The sequence below is a fragment of the Burkholderia aenigmatica genome (genome assembly GCF_902499175.1).
Classification (GTDB): Bacteria; Pseudomonadota; Gammaproteobacteria; order Burkholderiales; family Burkholderiaceae; genus Burkholderia; species Burkholderia aenigmatica.
In genome coordinates this window covers 75719-96540 of the sequence record NZ_CABVQC010000007.1, presented here as the reverse complement: position 1 = coordinate 96540, position 20822 = coordinate 75719, and the positions used below count along the sequence as shown (strand labels likewise).

Here is a 20822-nt window from a genome sequence, read left to right as displayed (position 1 = left end):
GCGCGGAACGGCGGGAGCGCCCCCGATCCCACTTATAATCGCGGGTTTTGATGACGCGCATACCGCCCATTTTAATGCCTAGCCGTCCCGCCGCCGCCAATCTGCTGCCCCCGGGCGCCCTGCCGGCCGCCCTGCGCGCACGCCGCCGCCGCGCATGCTGAAGCGCTTCGGCAACCCGGATGTCGCGAAGGCCGTCGCGAACCTCGTCTGGCTGGGGCTCGAACGGCTCACGCAGATCGGCGTCGCGATCGCGATCAGCGGCCTGCTGGCCCGTTATTTCGGGCCAGATGTGTTCGGCAAATGGCAGTATGCGAATACGCTTCTCCTGGTACTGGCGCCGCTCACCTGGGTGTGCGGCGCGGAAATCCTCGTCCCGACCATCGTCCAGCGCCCGCCCGCCCAGCTCGGCGCGGTGCTCGGCAGCGCGTTCGTGCTGCGTATCGCCGTGTCGGTCGCCGCGCTCGCCGCGACCTGGATCGCGATCGCCGCGGGCGCCTTCGACCCGCTGGTCGGCGCGATGCTCGCGGGCCTCGCGGTCACGATGGTGTTCCGCGAGCCGTTCGTCGGCGTCGTCAACGCGTGGCTGCAGAGCATGACCTACAGCAAGCCACAGCTCGTCACCAGCATGGTCACCGCGCTGGCGAAGGCGCTGCTCGTCTGGCTGCTGGTCCGCGCGGCCGCGGGCCCCGCCCGCTTCGCGTGGCTGTGGGCGCTCGAAGCCGCCGCCATCGGCTTCGCGCTGCTGCTGTACTACCGGCATCGCAACGGCGGCGCGCTCGGCTGGACCTTCGACAAGCCGTTGTTCCGGCACTTTGCGACCGCCGGCACGGTGTTCTGGCTCGGCCTCATCTGCATGTACCTGTTCCTGAAGCTCGACCGCCTGATGCTCGAGCGTCATGTCTCGTTCGCCGATCTCGGCCGTTACTCGGCCGCGCAGCAGCTCAACGAGAACTGGATCACGCTCGCGCTGATGCTTGCGCAGACGATCGCGCCCGCCTTCGTCTACCGCGTGCAGGACGTCGCACGGCTGCGCCGCAACATCGTCCGGCTGATCGCGATGACGGCCGGCCTGATGACAGCCGGCGCGCTCGTACTCGACGCCGCTGCCCCGCTGATCGTCGGCAAGGTGTTCGGCCACGGCTACGAGGCGTCGGTCGACATCTTCCGCTGGGCGGTCTGGCTGTCGGTGCCGGCCGGCATCGAGGCGATAGGCAATCTTATCGTTCTCAAATATCAAGCAAAATTCGTGTTGCTGTCGAAATGGCTGCTCGCGCTCGCGATCGCCGCGCTCGTCAACCTGTTCGCGATCCCGCGGCTCGGCCTGTACGGCGCGCTCGTCGGGCTGGCAGCCGGCTACCTGGCCGCCGCCGCCGTCAATTTTTATTACATCCGTTTCAAGCTGCGACCATGACGTCCCCTGATTGCCCGCCCTCGCTCGACGATGTGGCCGTGCTGATGCCGGCCTACAACGGGCACGACGACGTCGTCCGGACCCTCGCGTCGTTTCGCGAGGACACGCCCGTGCACGTGCTGATCGTCGACGACGGCAGCACGCCGCCGATCGTCGTGCCCGACCTGCCCGGCCTCGCGATCGAGGTGCTGCGCATGCCGCAGAACGGCGGCATCGAGCGCGCGCTCGCGGCCGGCATCGACGCGCTGGCCGCCCGCGGCTTCCGCTATGCGGCACGCATCGACGCGGGCGATCTCGCCGCACCGCAGCGCCTCGCGAAGGAGCGCGCGTATCTCGGCGCCCACCCGCGGGTGGCCTGCGTCGGCATGTGGACGCAGGTCGTGTCGCGCGCCGGCGAGCCGCGCTTCATGCTGACGCCGGCCACCGACCCGCGCACACTGCGCCGCACGCGCTTCCTGCGCTCGCCGCTCGTGCACCCGTCGGTCATGCTGCGCATCGACGCCGTGCGCGAAGTGGGCAACTATCGCGTGAAATACCACGCAGCCGAGGATCTCGATCTTTTTTTACGGTTAATGCAACGCTACGATTGCGCGAACCTGCCCGAGCTCGGCCTCTATTACGAGCTCAACGAGGGCGGGATCAGCGCGACCAAGCGCCGGCGCCAGCTGGTGTCGACGCTCACGCTGCTGCTGATCCACTTCAACGCGCTGAACCCGTACGACTGGGCCGGCCTCGCCAAGAACCTGCTGCATTTCGTGACGCCGTACCGCACGCTGCAGCGGATCAAGCAGACGCTGTTCGCCGCGCGGCCGTCCGCGTGACGCGGATCCGGCGCTTTCGGTCATTTCGACGCTTTATTTTTTCTTTTTTTCATGTCCGCCACCTCCCCGCTGCGCATCGCGCTCGTCTGCAACACGGCCTGGGCGATCTACACGTATCGCCACGGGCTGATCCGTGCGCTCGTCGCGCGCGGCGCCGAGGTCATCGTGATCGCGCCGCACGACCGCACGGTGCCGCTGCTCGAGCAGATGGGCTGCCGCTGCGTGGCGCTCGCGGTCGCGTCGAAAGGTACGAGCCCGCGCGAGGATCTCGGCACGCTCGCCGCGCTGACGCGTCACTACCGCGCGCTGCGGCCCGATCTCGTGTTCCATTACACGATCAAGCCGAACATCTACGGCTCGGTCGCCGCGTGGCTCGCGCGCGTTCCGTCGATCGCGGTGACGACCGGGCTCGGCTACGTCTTCATCCAGAAAAGCCGCGCGGCAAGCGTCGCAAAGCGCCTGTACCGGTTCGCGTTCCGCTTCCCGCGTGAAGTGTGGTTCCTGAACCGCGACGATCTCGCGACCTTCACCGACGAGCGGTTGCTCGCGCATCCCGATCGCGCGCGGCTGCTGCACGGCGAAGGCGTCGATCTCGAACAGTTCGCACCGGCGCCGCTGCCCGCCGGCGATGCCCCCGTCTTCATCCTGATCGGCCGGCTGCTGTGGGACAAGGGCGTGCGCGAATACGTGGAGGCCGCGCGCATCGTGCACACCCGCTTCCCGAACGCACGCTTCCAGCTGCTCGGGCCGCTCGGCGTCGACAATCCGAGCGCGATCGGCCGCGCCGATGTCCACGCATGGACGAGCGAAGGCGTCGTCGAGTATCTCGGCGAAGCGCACGACGTGCGCCCCCATATCGCGGCGGCCGACTGCGTCGTGCTACCGTCGTACCGCGAAGGCGTGCCGCGCACGCTGATGGAAGCGTCGGCGATGGGCCGCCCGATCGTCGCGACCGACGTGCCGGGCTGCCGCGACGTCGTCGCCGACGGCGAAACGGGCTTCCTGTGCCGCGTGCGCGACAGCGCAAGCCTCGCGGAGCAATTGCTCCGCATGATCGAACTCGGCACGGCCGGACGCGACGCGATGGGTGCGCGCGGCCGGCACAAGGTCGCGGTGGAATTCGACGAGCAGCAGGTCGTCGAGCGCTACCGGCAGACCATTCATTCATTGACAGGCATTACCCTCTGAAGGAGCACCTCTGCAATGACCGCTAAAGGCACCATCCTCGTTACCGGCGGTGCGGGCTACATCGGCTCGCACACGGCCGTCGAGCTGCTCGACAACGGCTACGACGTCGTGATCGTCGACAACCTCGTCAACAGCAAGGCCGAATCCGTGCGCCGCATCGAGCGGATCACGGGCAAGACGCCCTCGTTCCATCAGGTCGACGTGTGCGACGAAGCCGCGCTCGCCAAGGTGTTCGACGCGCACCCGATCACCGGCACGATCCATTTCGCGGCGCTCAAGGCCGTTGGCGAATCGGTCGCGAAGCCGCTCGAGTACTACCAGAACAACCTCGGCGGCCTGCTCGCCGTGCTGAAGGTGATGCGCGAGCGCAACGTCAAGCAGTTCGTGTTCAGCTCGTCCGCGACCGTGTACGGCGTGCCCGAACGCTCGCCGATCGACGAATCGTTCCCGCTGTCGGCGACCAACCCGTACGGCCAGTCGAAGCTGATCGCCGAGCAGATCCTGCGCGACCTCGAGGTGTCGGACCCGTCGTGGCGGATCGCGACGCTGCGCTACTTCAACCCGGTCGGCGCGCACGCGAGCGGGCTGATCGGCGAGGATCCGGCCGGCATCCCGAACAACCTGATGCCGTATGTCGCCCAGGTCGCGGTCGGCAAGCTCGAAAAGCTGCGCGTGTTCGGCGCCGACTACCCGACGCCGGACGGCACGGGCGTGCGCGACTACATCCACGTCGTCGATCTCGCGAAGGGCCACATCGCCGCGCTCGACGCGCTCGCGAAGCGCGATGCGAGCTTCGTCGTGAACCTCGGCACGGGCCAGGGCTACAGCGTGCTGGAAGTCGTGCGGGCGTTTGAAAAGGCGTCGGGCCGGCCGGTGCCGTACGAGCTCGTGGCGCGCCGCCCGGGCGACATCGCCGAGTGCTACGCGAACCCGCAGGCCGCGGCCGACATCATCGGCTGGCGCGCGACGCTCGGCATCGAAGAAATGTGTGCCGATCACTGGCGATGGCAGGAGGGGAACCCCCGCGGTTTTGTATAATCCGCTGTCCATTTTTCGAGCGGTCCCATGCTCAGCTTCGCGTCCGGCTTCATTGTCTCCCTGCTCGTCACGCTGTTCATCGTGCGCTACGCGCACCTTCACGAGAAATTCTCGATCGACAGCGACCTGGCCGGCGTGCAGAAATTCCACGTGCGGCCCGTGCCGCGGGTCGGGGGCATCGGGATCCTCGCGGGCGTCATCACCGGGGCGCTGCTGCTCATGCAGCGCTACCCGACGATCGCCGGCAGCATTCTCGGCATCGTTGCCTGCGGCATGCCGGCGTTCCTGTCCGGCCTGGTCGAGGACCTGACCAAGCGCGTGTCGCCGCGCGCGCGGCTGCTCTGCACGATGGGGGCGGCCGCGCTCGCGTTCTGGCTGCTGCACATCGCGGTCACGCGCATCAGCGTGCCGCCGCTCGATTTCCTGCTTAGCTATGGCGCCATTTCGGCGTTCGTCACCGTGCTCGCCGTCGCGGCGCTCGCGAATGCGGTCAACATCATCGACGGCTTCAACGGGCTCGCGTCGATGGTCAGCTTCATGATGTTCGCGTCGCTCGCGTACGTGGCGTTCCAGGTCGGCGACCCGGTCGTCATGTCCGCGTCGATCATCATGATGGGCGCCGTGCTCGGCTTCTTCCTGTGGAATTTCCCGGCCGGCCTGATCTTCCTCGGCGACGGCGGCGCGTACTTCATCGGCTTCATGCTCGCGGAACTCGCGATCCTGCTCGTGATGCGCAACCGCGAGGTGTCCGCGTGGTACCCCGTGCTGCTGTTCATGTACCCGATCTTCGAGACCTGCTTCTCGATCTACCGGAAGAAATTCATCCGCGGGATGTCGCCCGGCATTCCGGACGGCGTGCACCTGCACATGCTCGTGTACAAGCGGCTGATGCGCTGGGCGGTCGGCACGAAGCACGCGCACGACCTGACGCGACGCAATTCGCTGACGTCGCCGTATCTGTGGCTGCTGTGCCTCGTCGCGGTGATTCCCGCGACGCTGTTCTGGCGGCACACGGTGCACCTGTTCGTGTTCGTCGTGCTGTTCGCGCTGACCTACGTGTGGCTGTACCTCAGCATCGTGCGGTTCAAGGCGCCGCGGTGGATGGTGGTGAGAAAGCATCGACGCAGCCACTGAGCCGCATACCGACTTCCGGACAAAAAAAGCGCCCCGCAGGGCGCTTTTTTTGTCTTGCCGTCCGGTTCACGGCCCGGGGCCGCGTCACCCGTTCGATGCGGCGCGCACCGACGGGACGCTCTGCAACACGGGGGCAATGGCCGTCTGATATTCCGGCACCCAGCGCCGCAGGTCGCGCCGCACTTCGTCGTCAGGCAGTACACGATGCTGCATCAGCCACGGCAGCAGCTCGTCGAGGAAATTGTCCGGCACTTCCCGTGCACGCGCGATCCGCAGCTTCGGGTGCGGTGTGCGCGTCGTCGCCTCGTCATCCGCGAGCAGCTCCTCGTAGAGCTTCTCGCCAGGCCGCAGCCCGGTGAACTCGATGCGGATCTGCTCTTCCGCGAAACCATACAGGCGGATCAGGTCGCACGCGAGATCGACGATCCTCACCGGTTCGCCCATGTCGAGGATGAAGATCTCGCCGCCATGCCCCATGCTCGACGCCTGCAGCACGAGCTGCGACGCTTCCGGGATCGTCATGAAGAAACGCGTGATCTCCGGATGCGTGACCGTCACCGGGCCGCCCTTCGCGATCTGCTGCTGGAATTTCGGGATCACGCTGCCCGCGCTGCCCAGCACGTTGCCGAAGCGCACGGTCTCGAACTGCGTGCGCTCGCTCGTCTGCTGCAACGCCTGGCAGGCCATTTCGGCCAGGCGCTTGCTCGCGCCCATCACGTTGGTCGGATTGACCGCCTTGTCGGTCGAGATCAGCACGAAATGACGGACATCGTGGCGAATCGCCGCGCGAGCCACGCGATAGGTGCCGAGCACGTTGTTGCGCAAGGCCTGCCACGCGTTGTGCTCTTCCATCAGCGGCACATGCTTGTAGGCGGCCGCATGGAACACGATGTGCGGCGCATGACGCGACATCACCTGGTCGAGCAGCAGCGAATCCTTCGCGTCGCCGATGATCGGCAGAACAGGCAAATCGGGGAAGCGCTCGTGCAGTTCCTCGGTCAGCCGGTACATCGCATACTCGGACAGGTCGAACGCGACGAGTTGCGCCGGCGCGAAACGCAGGATCTGCCGGCACAGCTCGGAGCCGATCGACCCGCCCGCGCCCGTCACCATCACGACGCGGCCACGCAGCAACGCCTCGACGTGCGGCGTGTCGATCGTCACGGCCTCGCGGCCAAGCAGATCCTCGAGATCGATGTTCCGCACCTGCGACAGGAAGCCCTGCCCCGGCATCAGCGCGGTCAGCGACGGCAGCACCATCGCCTTCACGCCGGCCCGCACGCACAACGTCGCGACGCGGCGCTGCACCTCGACCGACGCCGACGGAATCGCGATGATCGCGTATTCGACCTTCATCGCGTCGGTCCAGTGCTTGAGGTCGTTGAACGAGCCCAGCACCTTGTGACCGTATATCTCGCGGCCCTGCTTGGCGACGTCATCGTCAAGCAGGCCGACGAGGCGCCACTCGCCGGAGCGCGACAGCTCGCGCGCGAGGCTCGCGCCGGCCGTGCCGGCGCCGAGCACCAGCACCGGCTTGCCCTTCCCGACGAGCCCGCCGTACAGGTAGTACTCCTTGGTCGCGCGATACAGCGCGCGTGCGCCGCCCATCACCAGGAACAGCATCAGCGGCGACACGAGCAGCACCGAGCGGGGAATGATCGGCGTCGGCTGGAACATCACGGCGCCGATCATCACGATCACGCCGCCGCCGGCCACCGCCTTCGAGATACGCATCAGGTCGGGCAGGCTCGCGAATACCCAGAGCCCGCGATACAGGCCGAACCCGCGGAACATCAGCGCGTACACGGGCAGCACCCATGTCAGCGCCTTCAGCGCGCCGCGCAGGAACTCATGCGGGACGCTACCGTTGAAACGAACGAGATAAGCGAACAACCACGCGGCAAGTACCGCGGTCAGGTCGAACAGGAAAGCACTCAGCGACAGCCACGATGCTTTGGATCGCAACATCGGCGGGAAACCTCATGATTTGTTTTCGGCGGCCTGCCGAATCCGGCGCCAGCGCATGTCAATGACGAGCCCGAGACATACGAGAACGCCGTACCAGGCGGCAAACAGCAACCACTGCTGCGGTTCCGGGCGACCCAATGCCCACAGGGCAACGATTATGCCCGCGAGCATGATGAGGTACCAATATACGGCGGTGCGTCCATGACCGATGCCGGATCGCACCATCCTTTGATAATAATGCTCCCGGTGCGCCTGCCAGAACTTTTCTCCGCGTAACAAACGTCTCAGGAGTGTTACAGATGCATCGGCAATAAAGGGCGCGAAGACCATCGCCGGGAACCAGATCGGCCAGACCCCGCGTCGCCAGCCCCAGTAGCCGAGCGCGCCCGCCATGAACCCGAGTGGAATGGAGCCCGCATCGCCGAGGAACAGCTTCGCCGGATGGAAATTCAGAAACAGGAAACCCAGCGCGGCACCCGCGACTGCGGCGGCACCGGCGACAAGATCAGGGGACGGATGCACACCGGCCAGCGCCGCCACCGCATAGGCCCCGAAACCGAACAGCGCCATCCCGCCTGCAAGGCCGTCCGCACCGTCCATGAAGTTGTAGAGGTTGGTCAGCCAGACCATCGCGAAACCGACACCCGCCAGCAGCCACCATGGGGCCGCGGCCGGATAGCAGGCGATCAGCGCGACGACTGCGGCCAGATGCGCGGTGAACCTGACCCGGGCAGGCAACCCGTGCCGGTCGTCGAATTGCGACAGGGCTGCCAGCGCCGCCCCCGCGACGGCGATCAGCCAGAGCTGCGGCGCGAACCCCAGCATCGCGAGCACGGAAACCGGCACGATGCCCCAGCCGCCGACGCGCGGCGTCGGACGCACGTGCAACGAACGATCGTTTGGAATGTCGGTGGCAAGCCGCCACGCCAGCCCGGTGACGAGCAGCGTGCGCAGGATCGCTGCCGTCACGATGGCGCAAGCCAGCGCCATCGCGGCGGCGGTCGGCCACGTGGAAATCGCGAAATGCATGTCGGTTATTGTTCCGTGTCGCGCGAACGATACCATGCCGCCGTCGCTTCGAGCCCCTGCCGGGTCGAATGGGGGGGCCGCCAGTCGAGCACCCGTGCGATGCAGCCGGTATCGAGCTGCAGGCCGCCCGTCAGGCGGTCGATCGCGGCAGTCCGGCCGGTCAACTTGCCCACCGCGCGCAACACCCCGACCGGAACCGGGAACAACCGCGCCGGCTTGCCAAGCGCCTCGCCGACCATCTGCAGCAGCTCCGTCACGGACGGTGCGTCGTCGTCGGCAACGTGAAAGCAGCCCTGCGCCGCACGCGGGTCGGTCGCACAGTGCAGCAGCGCATCCGCGAGATTGTCGACGTAGACCAGACTGCGGCGGGCGGCGATCGCGCCGAGCGGCAGCGGCACGCCGCGCGCGATCGCATCCATCATCCGCAGGAAGTTGGCGCGCACACCGGGGCCATAGACGAGCGGCGGGCGAACGATCACGACGTCGAGGCCGGTTTGCGACGCAAACTCGAGCAGCGCCTGCTCGGCCTCGAGTTTCGACCGCCCGTACGCATCTTCCGGATGCGGCGGCGCACGCTCGTCCAGCGGCACGCCGCCGTCGGACTCCGCCACCGCCTTCACGCTGCTGACGAACACCATTCGCCGGACCTGGTGGCGATGTGCGGCCTGCGCAACCCGCAACGCGCCTTCGACGTTTGCCGCGCGAAATGCGGCAACCGGATCGACGGCGTCGTCACGCATCACGTGGACGCGCGCCGCGAGGTGCACCACGCAATCCGGCGCGAACGCAGCCGGCCACGCCTCGGCGAGGCCCGCGAAGTCATCGGCGGGATGAACCCACTCTCGAACGCCGGCAACACACGCGCCCGAGCGGCGCACCAGCCCGCTCGCGGTATGCCCGTGACGCTGCAGCGCCAGGCAAAGCGCACGGCCGACGAACCCGTTCGCTCCGGTCACGAGCACATCGCTCATAGACACTTCCAGCCGAAGCGGTTGAAGAACTTGAATGCCGACGCCGAGAACATCCGGATGTGCGCGAATCCCTTGCGCGAAGCGCCACCGCCATAGTGCGACACCCGCACGGTCGGCACGTACGCAACCCGCGCAACATCGAGCGTGCGCAAGCTCAGGTCGTAGTCTTCGAAATACAGGAAATAGCGCGGATCGAAGCCGCCGAGCTTCTTGAGGAGGCCGGTCCGGAACAGCATGAAGCAGCCGCTGACGATCGGGGGATCCCACACGATGTCGCGATCGTTGATCACGTCCCGCATTTCATATCGGGACAGTCGCGACGAGAAAAACCGCCTGAACCGCGCCGGCATGAAACCCCGCACGGCCAGGTCCAGCACCGTCGGATAGCGGCGGCACAGATACTGAATATGGCCGTCGCCGTCATCGATCCTCGGCGTCAGCAGGCCGACATCCGGATGGGCATCGAAAAATTTCAGCGCGTGCGTGAGCGCATCGGGCTCGACGTCGATGTCCGGATTCAGAATCAGATGGTAGCCGCCATCCGCGCGCTCGATCGCGAGATTGTGCCCTCGCCCGTATCCGACGTTACCCTGGCCGCTCACGGTCACATGACGGATCCCGGCGGCATCGAGCACGCCCGGGTTCCATCCGGCGTCCGCAAGGCCGCCGTTGTCGATCATGTACAGGTCGACGGCAAATCCGGGGCGGGACTTGCGCGTCGCGTCGACGGCAACACACAAGCTCTCGAGCGTGCGCGCCAGCACCGTCGCGTCAGGCCGATAGACGACGACGGATACCGACAGCCGGTTATCTGAACCGCCCGTCACGCCAGCCGCCCGAGTGGGTCGGCGCCACGCATGCCGGCGCACCGCGCCGCTTCGGCGCCACGTCGAACGCGCACCGGGGTCATGCCGGACAGGCTGACCGCTACGCGTGCGTCAACGCGCCGCCAGGTACTGCGTGATGATTTCATCGGGATTTCCGTCCGCCTTTACCTGCCCGTGATCGAGCCACACGACGCGATTGCACAGCGTCTTCAACAGGTCCATGTCGTGCGACACGCAGACCATGATGCTGGCCTTGTCGATGAACTCCGTCATCCGCTGCTTGGCCTTGGCGATGAAAGACGCGTCGCCGCCGGCAAACACTTCGTCGAGAATCAGGATTTCCGGATGAACGGCCGTCGCAATTGCAAACGCCAGCTTCATGTACATGCCGGTCGAATAGTATTTCACCGGCGTGTCGATGAATTCTTCCAGCTCCGTGAATTCAATGATTTCGCCTTCCAGGCGGCGCAACTCGTCTTTCGAATAGCCGAGAATGCTGCCGCTGAAATAAATATTGTCACGACCGCTGAATTCGGGATTGAAGCCGGCGCCGATCTCGATGAGCGGCGCGACGCGCCCGGTGATCTTGACGTCGCCGGACTGCGCGGAATAAATGCGGCAGATGGTCTTCAGCAGCGTACTTTTACCGGCGCCGTTATGCCCGACGATACCCACACGATCGCCGCGCCGAATCGTCAGACTGACATTCTTCAACGCCCAGAAATCCGTGAATTTCGAATGGGATTTCGAGCGAAAAAACTGCGCAAGGTAGTCTTTCAGACTCGGCGTCTTGTCATGGTAAAGTCGAAATTTGAGCGACACATTTACCACTTCAATCGAAGACATAATCAAAGCCTAAAGATAAGTTTGTTCTCGTACGACCGAAACAGCTTGAGTCCGATCGAGAAGCTTGCGATCGCAGCGCCCAACGCGATGCCGATCACCGTCAACGACGGCAATTCCGAGCGATAAATCGGTGCGCGGAACAGATCCACGAAATAGAGCAGCGGATTGAAACGCAGGATGTCTTGCAGTCGCGGCGAAATGGCGCTCGGCTGGTACATGATCGGCGTCAGGAAGTACAACGCCTGCATCAGCACGCCGATCAGATGCTGCAGATCCCGGAAATACACCATCGCAACCGACAGCATCAGCGCGAGACCGAGCGCGAAGAAATACAGGATCGCGAAAGAAATCGGAAGAAAGAACAAGGCCGGACTGATGCGCGCGCCCACGACAAACGCGATGACGAACAGCGCAACCAGGCCGAACAGCGAATCCAGCAGGCACCCGATCGCGGTCGAGATCGGGAAGATCAGCTTCGGGACATAGACTTTCTTGATCAGCCCTTCGTTCGAGACGATCGAGCTACCCGCCTGCACCACGCATCCGCTGAAGAAGTTCCACGGCACCGTGGCGGCGAACAGGAAAATGGCGTAGTCGCGCAGGCCGAGGCGGAAGATATGCGAGAAAACGACGGCGGACACCGTCATCATCATCAGCGGATTGAGAATCGTCCACAAATATCCGAAGATGGTCCGGCGGTAACGGGCCAGCAGTTGCTGCGTCACCAGTTGGTACAGCACGTGCCGATAGGCAAACAGCTCTTTGGTAAACATTATCGAGTTCAATTGAAACCGGCAATTTGGCAAAATCGGCATGCAAACCAGCCCCGGCGACCGCTCGGCGGCCGCGGACCCGATACGGCGAACGGCTTTCCACGTCTCGCGCCACGCATCGGACTCCGGCCCGGATCGGAGGGGGCGCAAATTATAGCGCACCGGTCGCGCAATCAGCGACCGATCCGGCGCAGGATTACCCTTGCCGCTTCGCCGCCGCCGCGAACTTCCGCTTGACCCGCCCCATTACGCCACGAGAAATCAGATAGAAGCGGCGCAATACCCAGATTCCGGGAATCCGCAGCGCGATCGCGCGAAGCCGGCTCCTCGACACCGCGATCGGGTACATGATCTTCGCCAGTTCCTCGGCGTACTTCATCACCTCGTTCGGCGTCATCTGCAGCACCATGCCGTCCCGGGCCTCCACCGCTTTCTGATAGTAGTCGTCCAGTTCCTGCTGACGAACCGATGCAACCGAGTCTTGAGCCGGCACCCGATACTCGGATGTCACCTTCTCGACGAGCTCGAAATCGTTGCGCTGGCAATAACGCACCCACAAGTCCCAGTCCTCGAGGCGATCCAGTTGCACGTTGAACCCGCCGTACTGCTCGAACAGCGCGCGCCGGAACAGAATCGCCTGAATCGGAATGAAGTTGTGATGCCAGATCGCCGCCCGCGAGAAACCCTCGCGGTACGCTACGTAGCGGCTGGCAACCCGGTACACCCACGGATCATGGCTGACGATTTCCGTATCCACCTGGAACGCGAGCGCATACGCGCCGGCCAGGTCCGGACGGCTGTCGAGCTTGCGCGCCAGCACTTCGACGTGGTCGGCAAACAGCAGGTCGTCGTCATCGAGGAAACACGCGTACTTGCCGGTCGACGCCTCGAGCCCGACGTTGCCGGCGACACAGCGCCCTGCTTTCGGAATCGGGTGGTACTGCACCCGTGCAAGCGCGCCCGATGCCCGAACGGCTTCGACGAACGACTGCGCGGTATCCGAGCCGTCCTCCACCACCACGAGTTCGACGTTCGGGTAAGTCTGATGCACGACCGACTGCACGGCCTCTTTCAACTTGCCCAGGCGCCCCGCACACGTACGCACCACGATGCTCACGAGCGGCGCGTCCGCCGGCACGTGCTCGAACGTTTGAAACGCACCTTCGCGAGATTGCTCGTAGTCCCAACCGCGGAACGAGAACGTGATGTCCGACTGCTTGCGCGTCCGCAGGAAATAGAATCCGTCGCGCAGGATCGTCATCAGGTTCGCAAACAGGCCCTTGATGCGCCCCTGGATCGGCAGCGGGATCATGAACAACCCGAGATACATCGCGATCCCGCCGACGATCTGGCGCAGCGTGCCGTACCGCATGCGCAACAGGACGTTCGCCCGCGTGCTGCCGAAAAACTGCACCGGCTTCAGCTCGTTCGCGGTTTCATAGGTGTAGTGCCAGCACACGGCGTCGACGCAGTACTTGATGAGATGGCCTCGATCGCGAAGGCGATACGAAAGCTCGACGTCTTCGCCGTACATGAACAAGCGTGACTCGTAACCCCCGACCTGCTCCAGCGCGCTGCGCCGGAACAGCATGCAAGCGCTTGACGCCCAGCTCACCTCGAGCGTGACGGGATCGTAGTACTTCGGATGCTCGTACGGCTTTTGCCTGAACTCCCAGCCCGCGACCCGCGCGTCGTCGGCGACGGCGCGGCGCACCGCGCGCTCGATGGCATCCGCCTCGTACGTCAGGTCGACGTTGGTGACCAGAAAGAAATCCGACCGGCCCGCCGCAAGGTTGGCGTTGTGCCCTGCGCCGAAGCCGACGTTTGCGCCCACGTCCAGCGACACCGACCGGAACCGCTCGCCGAATCGCGCGATCAGGTCGCGCAGCACCTCGACCGTGCGGTCCTTCGAACCATTGTCACGAATCAACACTGTGATCTTGTCGAGCGGATACTGCTGCGCGACGAGACTCTCCCAGAAACCCGCAAGCCAGCGCTCGGAATTGTATGTAACGATGGAAATATCGATACAAGGTAGGTCGGTTGTGCTCAGACTGGACATTGATTCCAAAGGGTGACCGGGGGGAAAGAGTGGTTCTGTCATGTCTACTCGCCTGAACGAGGGACGGGGATACAAGGCGGCAGCGTCCCGGGACAGCCGCTCGCGTTGCAGCTGTCTGGCCGGCGCTGGAGCCGGCACTGGAACTACCTGGGCAGCCCCGGACGACAGGGTGCCTCCCGCTCCCGCCACGGATGCCTCTCGTACTCCACGAGACCCCCGTGCGAATGGACGACTCTCGAGTCGAGGAGAGACGCAAACGCGTTGCGATCAGGCCGTTACCGCCGGCACCCGGCCCGTTGAACCATTTGGACTATTTGGACCGGTTCGGCCGCCTGACGACAGGCCCGACAAAGGCGGCATTGTCGCATGAATGACTCCGCGGATAATGTTAAAAGGTGTTTCAAGGCCTGTCGAGTTGCGTCCCGGCGGCGTTCCCGCGACGTCCGTGGCTGCCGCGGTACGCCCACGCCAGCCGCCCGCCCCTGACCGCACGCACCGGACAGGTGCATTCGCGGAAAGGGCACAACAGCGGTCATGTACAATCTCGGCCGTTGTCACTTGCCGCCTCCGCCGATCGAGGCCGACATTCCGTGTATCCGGTGTGTTAACGTGTTCTCGTTCGAGGCTGCGCATTCATCACATGAAACTGACGATTCAAGGTACTGCCCGCCTCTCCAAGCGTGTTCTGTCGCGGCTGCGACATCGCATGACGGCGGGCCGCGGGCCCGCCCGTAGCAACACGGCCGCCAGCCCCAACGGCACGGCTCCGTCGCAAGGCGACCGCGAGCCGGGAAGCGACGCACGATTTCGAGCGTTCGTCGAAGAAAAATTCGATCGCGACGCCTATCTGTTCAACAACCCGGACGTCAAGGCCGCCGGCGTCGACCCCGTCGAACACTGGCTGAAGTGGGGCATCGACGAAGGTCGCTCGATGGCACCGCGCACGGACGTCGTGATCGGCGACATGGATCACATCGAAGGCGCGTCGTGGCAGTACTTTCGCTGGAACGGGCGCCCCGTCGCGGTCCGCGTGCGTCGCCCGATCGGACGCATCCTCGATCAGATCGCCGAACAGGCCGAATTCGATCTCGGGATCGTGGCGGCCGGCGCGAAAGCGATCAGCAATCTTCGCGAATTCGACGCGACCGACCTGCTGGCTCGCGACGGCGTTCACGTGTCGAGAATCTTCGAATCGCTGTCGGTGGTGCCGCGCACGGTCGTCGCGACGCCGTTCCTGTGTACCGGCGGTGCCGAGAAATACGTGGCCGACCTCGTGCAGACGCTTGGCGATTCGGTCGCCGAACCGATCCTCGTGGTGGTGACCGAGGCAACCGAAAAGGAATCCGCCGGCTGGGAAGCGCTGAACATCCTCGCGCCCCTCAAGCGGCACGAGGTGCTGTTCTGGCGTGACGCGTGCGGCCCGGGCCACGCCAGTGCGGCCGTCTTCGCCCGCTTTCTCAACGCCCTTCGGCCCAATACGATCATCATCAACAACAGCCGGGTCGGCCTTGACGCGGTCGCCCAGTTCGGCCGCGGCTTGTCGCAGTACGCAAAGATCTTCTGCACGTTCTTCAGCCTCGGCGTCAACGGCATCGGCGCCCCTTACGGCGCACGCTTCCCGCGCCGCACGCTTTCCTATGCCGCGGCACTGACCGACAACGCGCGCATGGCCGATACCCTCGAGCGCATGTGGGGCGGCATTCGCGGCCCCGGCGTCGTGGAGTTGCCGGCCAAGGCCATGCTGATCGACGAGACGACGTTCGCAGCCCGCCTGGCGCGCCGCGCGCCACGCTGGGCCAACCCCGACCGGCATCGGCGCTGGCTGTGGGTTTCCCGCGTCGAACCGTTCAAGGGCACCGAGATCCTGGCCGCGCTCGCGCAACTGCGCCGCTCGGACGAATTCGACGTGTACGGCCCCGTTCACGGCAGCATTGCGCAACTGGGCCTCTCCGCGCCGAACATTCATCACAAGGGCGTGCTCGAAAACGTGCCGGCCGCGGATTTCGTCGACTATGACGGCTTCATCTTCACCAGCCTGTTCGAAGGCATGCCCAACATCGTGCTGGAAATGAGCCAGCATGCGCTGCCGATGATCCTGGCGGACGTTGGCGGGCTGCGCGGTACGTTCGACGACTCGGCCGTCAAGTTCGTCGGCCACCAGCACCACGCCGTCGAAACGGCCGCCGCATTCAGCACGGCGATGGACGCGGTGTGCGGATCGACCGGCGCGGAAGTCGAACGCATGATTGCCGCCGCGTACCAGCAGGTGGTCGCCCGCCACTCCCCTGCCGCCTACTCGCAGAACGTCAAGACCATCTTCGGACTAGAAAGTGACTGACATTTCCGTCTTCATCGTTTTCCACAAAGAGGCGGCATTTGCGATTCCGGCTCTGGCGAGCATGCATCGACTGGTGAGCGTCGCGCGCGAATCGGGCTTGCGTATCGAAGCACGAGCGTTGCTCGACAACCCCGACCCCCAGACGCTCGACATCGTGAAACAGCGCGGCGCGTGGCTGGATGCACTCGACGTCGTCTCGTGCGGCGACCTGGGCCTGACGAGAAACAAGGGCGTCGAAGCGGCAAGCGGCGAATATCTCGCCTTTCTCGATGGCGACGACCTGTGGGGCAGCCAATGGCTGACGCGCGCATTTGCGTGCTCGCGCGACGAGCCGGCCGAAGCCCGCTCCATCTGGCACCCCGAAAGTCTGTTCTATTTCCACGAGAGCGATTACGACCGGCACTCGATGAACCATCTGCCGCACCCGTTGGCCCAATCGTTCCACTTCCGCCACCGGGCAAGCGACGAGGAAGGCTTCGATCGCAATTCGCTGTTCCTGAACAACGTCTGGTCAGCCAACATTTTCGCGCACCGCAGCATTTACCAGCGGTTCCCGTACAAGCCTGTCGTGAAGTCGATGGGGCTCGGGATCGAGGACTGGACCTGGAACATCGAAACGCTTTGGTCCGACGTCGCACACCGGATCGTGCAGGATACCGTCCACATCATCCGCGTGAAGGAAATGGGCTCCCTGGGACAGAGCAATGCGAGCGAAGGGCTGCTCCCGCACATGCCGGAGCAGATTTTCCCCATCGTCGGGAAGCACGAGGATCACCCTCTCCAGGCCGACGGCACAGCCTGACCGACCCGGAATGCCCGTGAGCGGACCGCGATGACGCGCGGTCCGGCAAGCGCTCAGTCCCGCCGGATTTCGGCGAGGCAAAGCGCCAGTGCATCGCGCCAGTCCGGTGCGGCAAGCCCGAACGTCCGCAAGAGCTTTTCGTTCGACAAGCGCGAGTTCGCCGGGCGCACGGCGGGTGTCGGATATTCCGACGACGGAATCGGCAGTACCAACGGACGCGCCTCAAGCGCGGCGAGCTCGACGATCGCGCTCGCAAAACCATGCCACGAGGTTTCGCCGCCAGCCGTCAGATGATAGACGCCCGAACGGGACGCCCACCACGCGGGCGTATCGTCGGCGGCAAGCGCCTGCGCGACGACGTGCGCGGTCATCGTGGCGATCGTGTTCGCCCAGGTCGGCGCACCGACCTGATCGGCGACGATCTTCAACTCCCGGCGTTCCGCCGCGAGCCGCAGCATCGTCAGCAGGAAGTTGCGTCCACGCGCGCCGTACACCCAGCTGGTACGAAATACGATCGCGGCCGCGCCGACGGCTTCGATCGCACGCTCGCCCGCGAGCTTCGAGCTTCCGTAGACATTCTGCGGCGCGGGCGTATCGGTCTCGACATACGGCGAGGCCTTCGCACCGTCGAACACATAGTCGGTCGAGTAATGGATCAACGCAGCGCCCAGCGCCTTCGCCTCCTCGGCCAGCACGCCCGGCGCGGTCGCGTTGATACGCATTGCCGCGTCTTCGTCGCGCTCCGCCTGGTCGACCGCCGTGTAGGCCGCGGGATTGACGATCAGCGTGGGCCGCACGTCGCGCACCACCGCCCGAATCCGGTCCGGATCGGCCAGGTCGAGTGCGGCACGGTCTACCGCGACGACACGGCCGAGCCCCTGCAGCGAACGGGCGAGCGCGAACCCGACCTGCCCGTCCACGCCCGTCACGAGAATCCGTCGTGCGTCACTCATACACGTCGGCCTCCGCGAGCGGCTTGCCGGCGGCATCCTTCGCCGCAAGCACCGGTTCGCCATCGAGCTGCCAGTCGATACCCAGCGCGGGATCGTTCCACAGCAGGCTGCGCTCGTGTTCGGGATACCAGTAGTCGGTCGTCTTGTACAGGAACTGCGCGGAGTCGGACAACACCACGAAGCCGTGCGCAAAGCCGGGCGGCACCCACAGCTGCCGATGATTGGCTTCCGACAGCAGTACGCCGACCCACTTGCCGAAATTCGGCGAGCTGCGCCGGATATCGACCGCGATGTCGAGCACTTCGCCCTCCACGACCCGTACGAGCTTCCCCTGCGCATGCTGGATCTGATAATGCAGCCCGCGCAGAACACCCTTCGCCGATCGCGAATGATTGTCCTGCACAAACGTCACGTCCGGCGCGACCTGTTCGGCAAACTCGCGCGCATTGAAGCTCTCGTAAAAGAACCCGCGCGCATCGCCGAACACCTTCGGCTCGATGATCTTGATTTCCGGCAATGCCGTTTCGGTTACTTGGATGGCCATGCCAATTGGTCGTCGAGAATGTGTTGCAGGTATTTACCGTAAGCGTTCTTCGCAAGCGGTCGTGCCAGCGCCAGCACTTGCTCCGCGTCGATCCAGCGCATCCGATAGGCGATTTCCTCAGGGCATGCCACGACCAGCCCTTGCCGCTTTTGCAGCGTCGCGATGAAGGTCGCCGCCTCGATCAGCGAATCGTGCGTGCCCGTATCGAGCCACGCGTAGCCGCGCCCCATGATCTCGACGTCGAGCTCACCGGCCGCCAGATAGCGCGAGTTGACGTCCGTGATCTCGAGTTCGCCGCGCGCCGACGGCTTGATGTCGGCGGCAATATCGCACACCTGCCGGTCGTAGAAATAGAGCCCCGTCACCGCGTAGCTCGAGCGCGGCACGGCCGGCTTCTCTTCGATCGATACCGCCCGGAACGCGCGGTCGAATTCGACCACGCCGTAGCGCTCGGGATCCTGCACGTGATAGGCAAACACGGTCGCGCCGGCCTCCTTCGTGCTGGCCCGCTCGAGCTGCTTCGCGAGGTCGTGCCCGTAGAAGATGTTGTCGCCGAGAATCAGCGCGGACGGATCGTTGCCGACGAAGTCCCTGCCGATGATGAACGCCTGTGCCAGCCCGTCGGGCGACGGCTGCACCGCATACTGGATGTTCATCCCCCACTGGCTGCCGTCGCCGAGCATCGCCTCGAAGCGCGGGGTGTCCTGCGGCGTCGAGATGATCAGCACGTCGCGAATGCCCGCGATCATCAGCGTCGACAGCGGGTAATAAATCATCGGCTTGTCGTACACCGGCAGCAATTGCTTCGATACGACGTGCGTAATCGGATACAGCCGCGTGCCCGAGCCGCCGGCGAGAATAATGCCCTTACGTGCCATCGATCAGACCCTCACGTGCGTTGCGCGTAATTGGTTTCGACCCACTTGCGGTAATCGCCGGACGCGACCTCGTCCACCCATGCCTGGTTGTCGAGATACCAGCGGACGGTCTTCGCGAGCCCCGTCTCGAACGTCTCGGCGGGCGTCCAGCCGAGTTCGCGCTCGAGCTTGCGCGCATCGATCGCATAGCGGCGGTCGTGGCCCGGGCGGTCCTTCACATAGGTGATCTGGTCGCGGTACGAACCAGCTGCCTTCGGCTGCGCGGCGTCGAGCAGGTCGCACAGCGAGTGCACGACGTCGAGGTTCTTCTTCTCGTTCCAGCCGCCGATGTTGTACGTCTCGCCCGGCACGCCGCGCGCGAGCACTTCGCGGATCGCGCTGCAGTGGTCGCCGACGTACAGCCAGTCGCGCACGTTCTGGCCATCGCCGTAGACCGGCAACGGCTTGCCCGCGAGCGCGTTCGCGATCATCAGCGGAATCAGCTTCTCCGGGAACTGGTACGGGCCGTAGTTGTTCGAGCAATTCGTCGTGAGCGTCGGCAGCCCGTACGTGTGGTGGTACGCACGCACGAGGTGGTCGGAGCCGGCCTTCGTCGCCGAATAGGGGCTGTTCGGCGCGTAAGGCGTCGTTTCCGAGAACTGCGGATCGGTCGCGGACAACGACCCGAACACCTCGTCGGTCGACACGTGCAGGAAGCGGAACGCCGCCTTGTCGGTATCGTCCAGGCCGTTCCAGTGCATGCGCGCCGCTTCGAGCAGCGTGAACGTGCCGACGACGTTGGTCTGCACGAAATCGGCCGGCCCGTGGATCGAGCGGTCGACGTGGCTTTCGGCGGCAAAGTGGATCACGGCACGCGGCTTGTGCTCGACAAACAGTGCATCGAGTGCCGCGCGATCGCAGATGTCGACACGGGCAAACACATGATCCGGATTCTCGTTCAGCGGGGCCAGCGTACGCAGGTTACCCGCATAGGTCAGCTTGTCGACATTGAGCACGGCCTCGCCGGAAGCTGCCATCCAGTCGAGTACGAAATTGGCACCGATAAAACCCGCGCCGCCGGTAACCAGGATCATGAAACGTCCTCTAGTAATAATCATGTGCGGCGCGCCTGACAGGCGCACTTCGCACTTCTTGTCATGTCACAGTGGCCAAGTCTCGGCCGATCAGGCCCGGCATTTTAACCGGTCGCCATGACCGGCCAAGTCACGAGATGTTAATTTCGGAGCGAAAATGCCAATT

At 64.8% G+C, this 20822-nt stretch carries 18 protein-coding genes; 7 read left to right on the top strand and 11 right to left on the bottom strand.

The features are described 5' to 3' along the window. Window positions 1–154 precede the first annotated feature (154 nt). The 5 genes from BDO18943_RS07390 to BDO18943_RS07370 are packed head-to-tail and all read left to right on the top strand — an operon-like array spanning window position 155 to window position 5592. Window positions 155–1411, top strand: coding sequence for a lipopolysaccharide biosynthesis protein (locus BDO18943_RS07390; RefSeq protein WP_089450049.1), 1257 nt, complete (start codon window positions 155–157; stop codon window positions 1409–1411). Then, a complete protein-coding gene (locus tag BDO18943_RS07385; protein WP_175021834.1) occupies window positions 1408–2232 on the top strand; it encodes a glycosyltransferase in 825 nt (274 codons plus the stop codon). Before BDO18943_RS07390 ends, BDO18943_RS07385 begins: the two co-directional genes overlap by 4 nt. 51 nt (window positions 2233–2283) lie before the next feature. Next, window positions 2284–3420 (top strand): glycosyltransferase family 4 protein, encoded by a 1137-nt coding sequence (locus BDO18943_RS07380; protein ID WP_175021833.1) that lies wholly within the window; start codon window positions 2284–2286, stop codon window positions 3418–3420. Window positions 3421–3435: 15 nt separating this feature from the next. Further along, a complete protein-coding gene (gene galE, locus BDO18943_RS07375) occupies window positions 3436–4458 on the top strand; it encodes a UDP-glucose 4-epimerase GalE (RefSeq protein WP_175021832.1) in 1023 nt (340 codons plus the stop codon). A 27-nt stretch (window positions 4459–4485) separates the two neighbouring features. Next, entirely contained in the window at window positions 4486–5592 is a 1107-nt protein-coding gene (locus BDO18943_RS07370) for an MraY family glycosyltransferase (RefSeq protein WP_089450045.1), read from the top strand. An 84-nt stretch (window positions 5593–5676) separates the two neighbouring features. Here BDO18943_RS07370 and BDO18943_RS07365 read toward each other — a convergent pair whose 3' ends face one another. From BDO18943_RS07365 to BDO18943_RS07335, 7 genes are all read right to left on the bottom strand, one after another. Next, window positions 5677–7560 carry a polysaccharide biosynthesis protein gene (locus BDO18943_RS07365; RefSeq protein WP_175021831.1) on the bottom strand — a complete coding sequence of 628 codons (1884 nt, stop codon included), beginning with the start codon at window positions 7558–7560 and terminating at the stop codon, window positions 5677–5679. A 12-nt stretch (window positions 7561–7572) separates the two neighbouring features. Next, the gene (locus tag BDO18943_RS07360) at window positions 7573–8589 is read right to left on the bottom strand and encodes an MraY family glycosyltransferase (protein WP_175021830.1); all 1017 of its coding nucleotides are present in this window, start codon (window positions 8587–8589) and stop codon (window positions 7573–7575) included. Between the two features lie 5 nt (window positions 8590–8594). Further along, complete coding sequence (locus tag BDO18943_RS07355) at window positions 8595–9560, bottom strand: UDP-glucose 4-epimerase family protein (protein WP_175021829.1); 966 nt, start codon at window positions 9558–9560, stop codon at window positions 8595–8597. Next, entirely contained in the window at window positions 9557–10387 is an 831-nt protein-coding gene (locus BDO18943_RS07350; protein WP_175021828.1) for a glycosyltransferase family 2 protein, read from the bottom strand. Before BDO18943_RS07350 ends, BDO18943_RS07355 begins: the two co-directional genes overlap by 4 nt. A 111-nt stretch (window positions 10388–10498) precedes the next feature. Beyond that, a complete protein-coding gene (locus BDO18943_RS07345; protein WP_089450040.1) occupies window positions 10499–11233 on the bottom strand; it encodes an ABC transporter ATP-binding protein in 735 nt (244 codons plus the stop codon). Between the two features lie 2 nt (window positions 11234–11235). Beyond that, window positions 11236–12168 (bottom strand): ABC transporter permease, encoded by a 933-nt coding sequence (locus BDO18943_RS07340; RefSeq protein ID WP_175021827.1) that lies wholly within the window; start codon window positions 12166–12168, stop codon window positions 11236–11238. Between the two features lie 34 nt (window positions 12169–12202). Beyond that, window positions 12203–14257: a glycosyltransferase family 2 protein gene (locus BDO18943_RS07335; RefSeq protein ID WP_175021826.1), complete on the bottom strand. Its 2055-nt coding sequence runs from the start codon at window positions 14255–14257 to the stop codon at window positions 12203–12205. 256 nt (window positions 14258–14513) lie between these two features. Between BDO18943_RS07335 and BDO18943_RS07330 the strand changes: the two genes are divergently transcribed. Then, entirely contained in the window at window positions 14514–16406 is a 1893-nt protein-coding gene (locus tag BDO18943_RS07330; protein ID WP_175021825.1) for a glycosyltransferase family 4 protein, read from the top strand. Beyond that, a complete protein-coding gene (locus BDO18943_RS07325; RefSeq protein ID WP_175021824.1) occupies window positions 16399–17208 on the top strand; it encodes a glycosyltransferase family 2 protein in 810 nt (269 codons plus the stop codon). Before BDO18943_RS07330 ends, BDO18943_RS07325 begins: the two co-directional genes overlap by 8 nt. Window positions 17209–17261: 53 nt before the next feature. On the opposite strand, the gene rfbD is transcribed toward BDO18943_RS07325, so the two are convergent. Genes rfbD through rfbB form a run of 4 tightly spaced genes read right to left on the bottom strand, consistent with a single transcriptional unit; the run spans window position 17262 to window position 20656 of the window. Beyond that, window positions 17262–18161, bottom strand: a complete 900-nt coding sequence (rfbD, locus tag BDO18943_RS07320; protein ID WP_175021823.1) for a dTDP-4-dehydrorhamnose reductase — start codon at window positions 18159–18161, stop codon at window positions 17262–17264. Then, window positions 18154–18705 carry a dTDP-4-dehydrorhamnose 3,5-epimerase gene (rfbC, locus tag BDO18943_RS07315; protein WP_089450034.1) on the bottom strand — a complete coding sequence of 184 codons (552 nt, stop codon included), beginning with the start codon at window positions 18703–18705 and terminating at the stop codon, window positions 18154–18156. The genes rfbD and rfbC overlap by 8 nt, the downstream gene beginning before the upstream one ends. Beyond that, window positions 18690–19583 carry a glucose-1-phosphate thymidylyltransferase RfbA gene (gene rfbA, locus BDO18943_RS07310; protein WP_089450033.1) on the bottom strand — a complete coding sequence of 298 codons (894 nt, stop codon included), beginning with the start codon at window positions 19581–19583 and terminating at the stop codon, window positions 18690–18692. The genes rfbC and rfbA overlap by 16 nt, the downstream gene beginning before the upstream one ends. Window positions 19584–19594: 11 nt before the next feature. Continuing rightward, window positions 19595–20656: a dTDP-glucose 4,6-dehydratase gene (gene rfbB, locus BDO18943_RS07305; RefSeq protein ID WP_175021822.1), complete on the bottom strand. Its 1062-nt coding sequence runs from the start codon at window positions 20654–20656 to the stop codon at window positions 19595–19597. Window positions 20657–20822: the final 166 nt, after the last annotated feature.

Bases quoted from the DNA above. Each gene is read 5' to 3' on its own strand.
- BDO18943_RS07345 (WP_089450040.1), bottom strand. From the start codon at position 11,233: ATGTCTTCGATTGAAGTGGTAAATGTGTCGCTCAAATTTCGACTTTAC.
- BDO18943_RS07355 (WP_175021829.1), bottom strand. From the start codon at position 9,560: ATGAGCGATGTGCTCGTGACCGGAGCGAACGGGTTCGTCGGCCGTGCG.
- BDO18943_RS07385 (WP_175021834.1), top strand. From the start codon at position 1,408: ATGACGTCCCCTGATTGCCCGCCCTCGCTCGACGATGTGGCCGTGCTG.
- BDO18943_RS07365 (WP_175021831.1), bottom strand. From the start codon at position 7,560: ATGTTGCGATCCAAAGCATCGTGGCTGTCGCTGAGTGCTTTCCTGTTC.
- rfbC (WP_089450034.1), bottom strand. From the start codon at position 18,705: ATGGCCATCCAAGTAACCGAAACGGCATTGCCGGAAATCAAGATCATC.
- BDO18943_RS07370 (WP_089450045.1), top strand. From the start codon at position 4,486: ATGCTCAGCTTCGCGTCCGGCTTCATTGTCTCCCTGCTCGTCACGCTG.
- BDO18943_RS07380 (WP_175021833.1), top strand. From the start codon at position 2,284: ATGTCCGCCACCTCCCCGCTGCGCATCGCGCTCGTCTGCAACACGGCC.
- rfbA (WP_089450033.1), bottom strand. From the start codon at position 19,583: ATGGCACGTAAGGGCATTATTCTCGCCGGCGGCTCGGGCACGCGGCTG.
- BDO18943_RS07390 (WP_089450049.1), top strand. From the start codon at position 155: ATGCTGAAGCGCTTCGGCAACCCGGATGTCGCGAAGGCCGTCGCGAAC.
- galE (WP_175021832.1), top strand. From the start codon at position 3,436: ATGACCGCTAAAGGCACCATCCTCGTTACCGGCGGTGCGGGCTACATC.
- BDO18943_RS07360 (WP_175021830.1), bottom strand. From the start codon at position 8,589: ATGCATTTCGCGATTTCCACGTGGCCGACCGCCGCCGCGATGGCGCTG.
- rfbD (WP_175021823.1), bottom strand. From the start codon at position 18,161: ATGAGTGACGCACGACGGATTCTCGTGACGGGCGTGGACGGGCAGGTC.
- rfbB (WP_175021822.1), bottom strand. From the start codon at position 20,656: ATGATCCTGGTTACCGGCGGCGCGGGTTTTATCGGTGCCAATTTCGTA.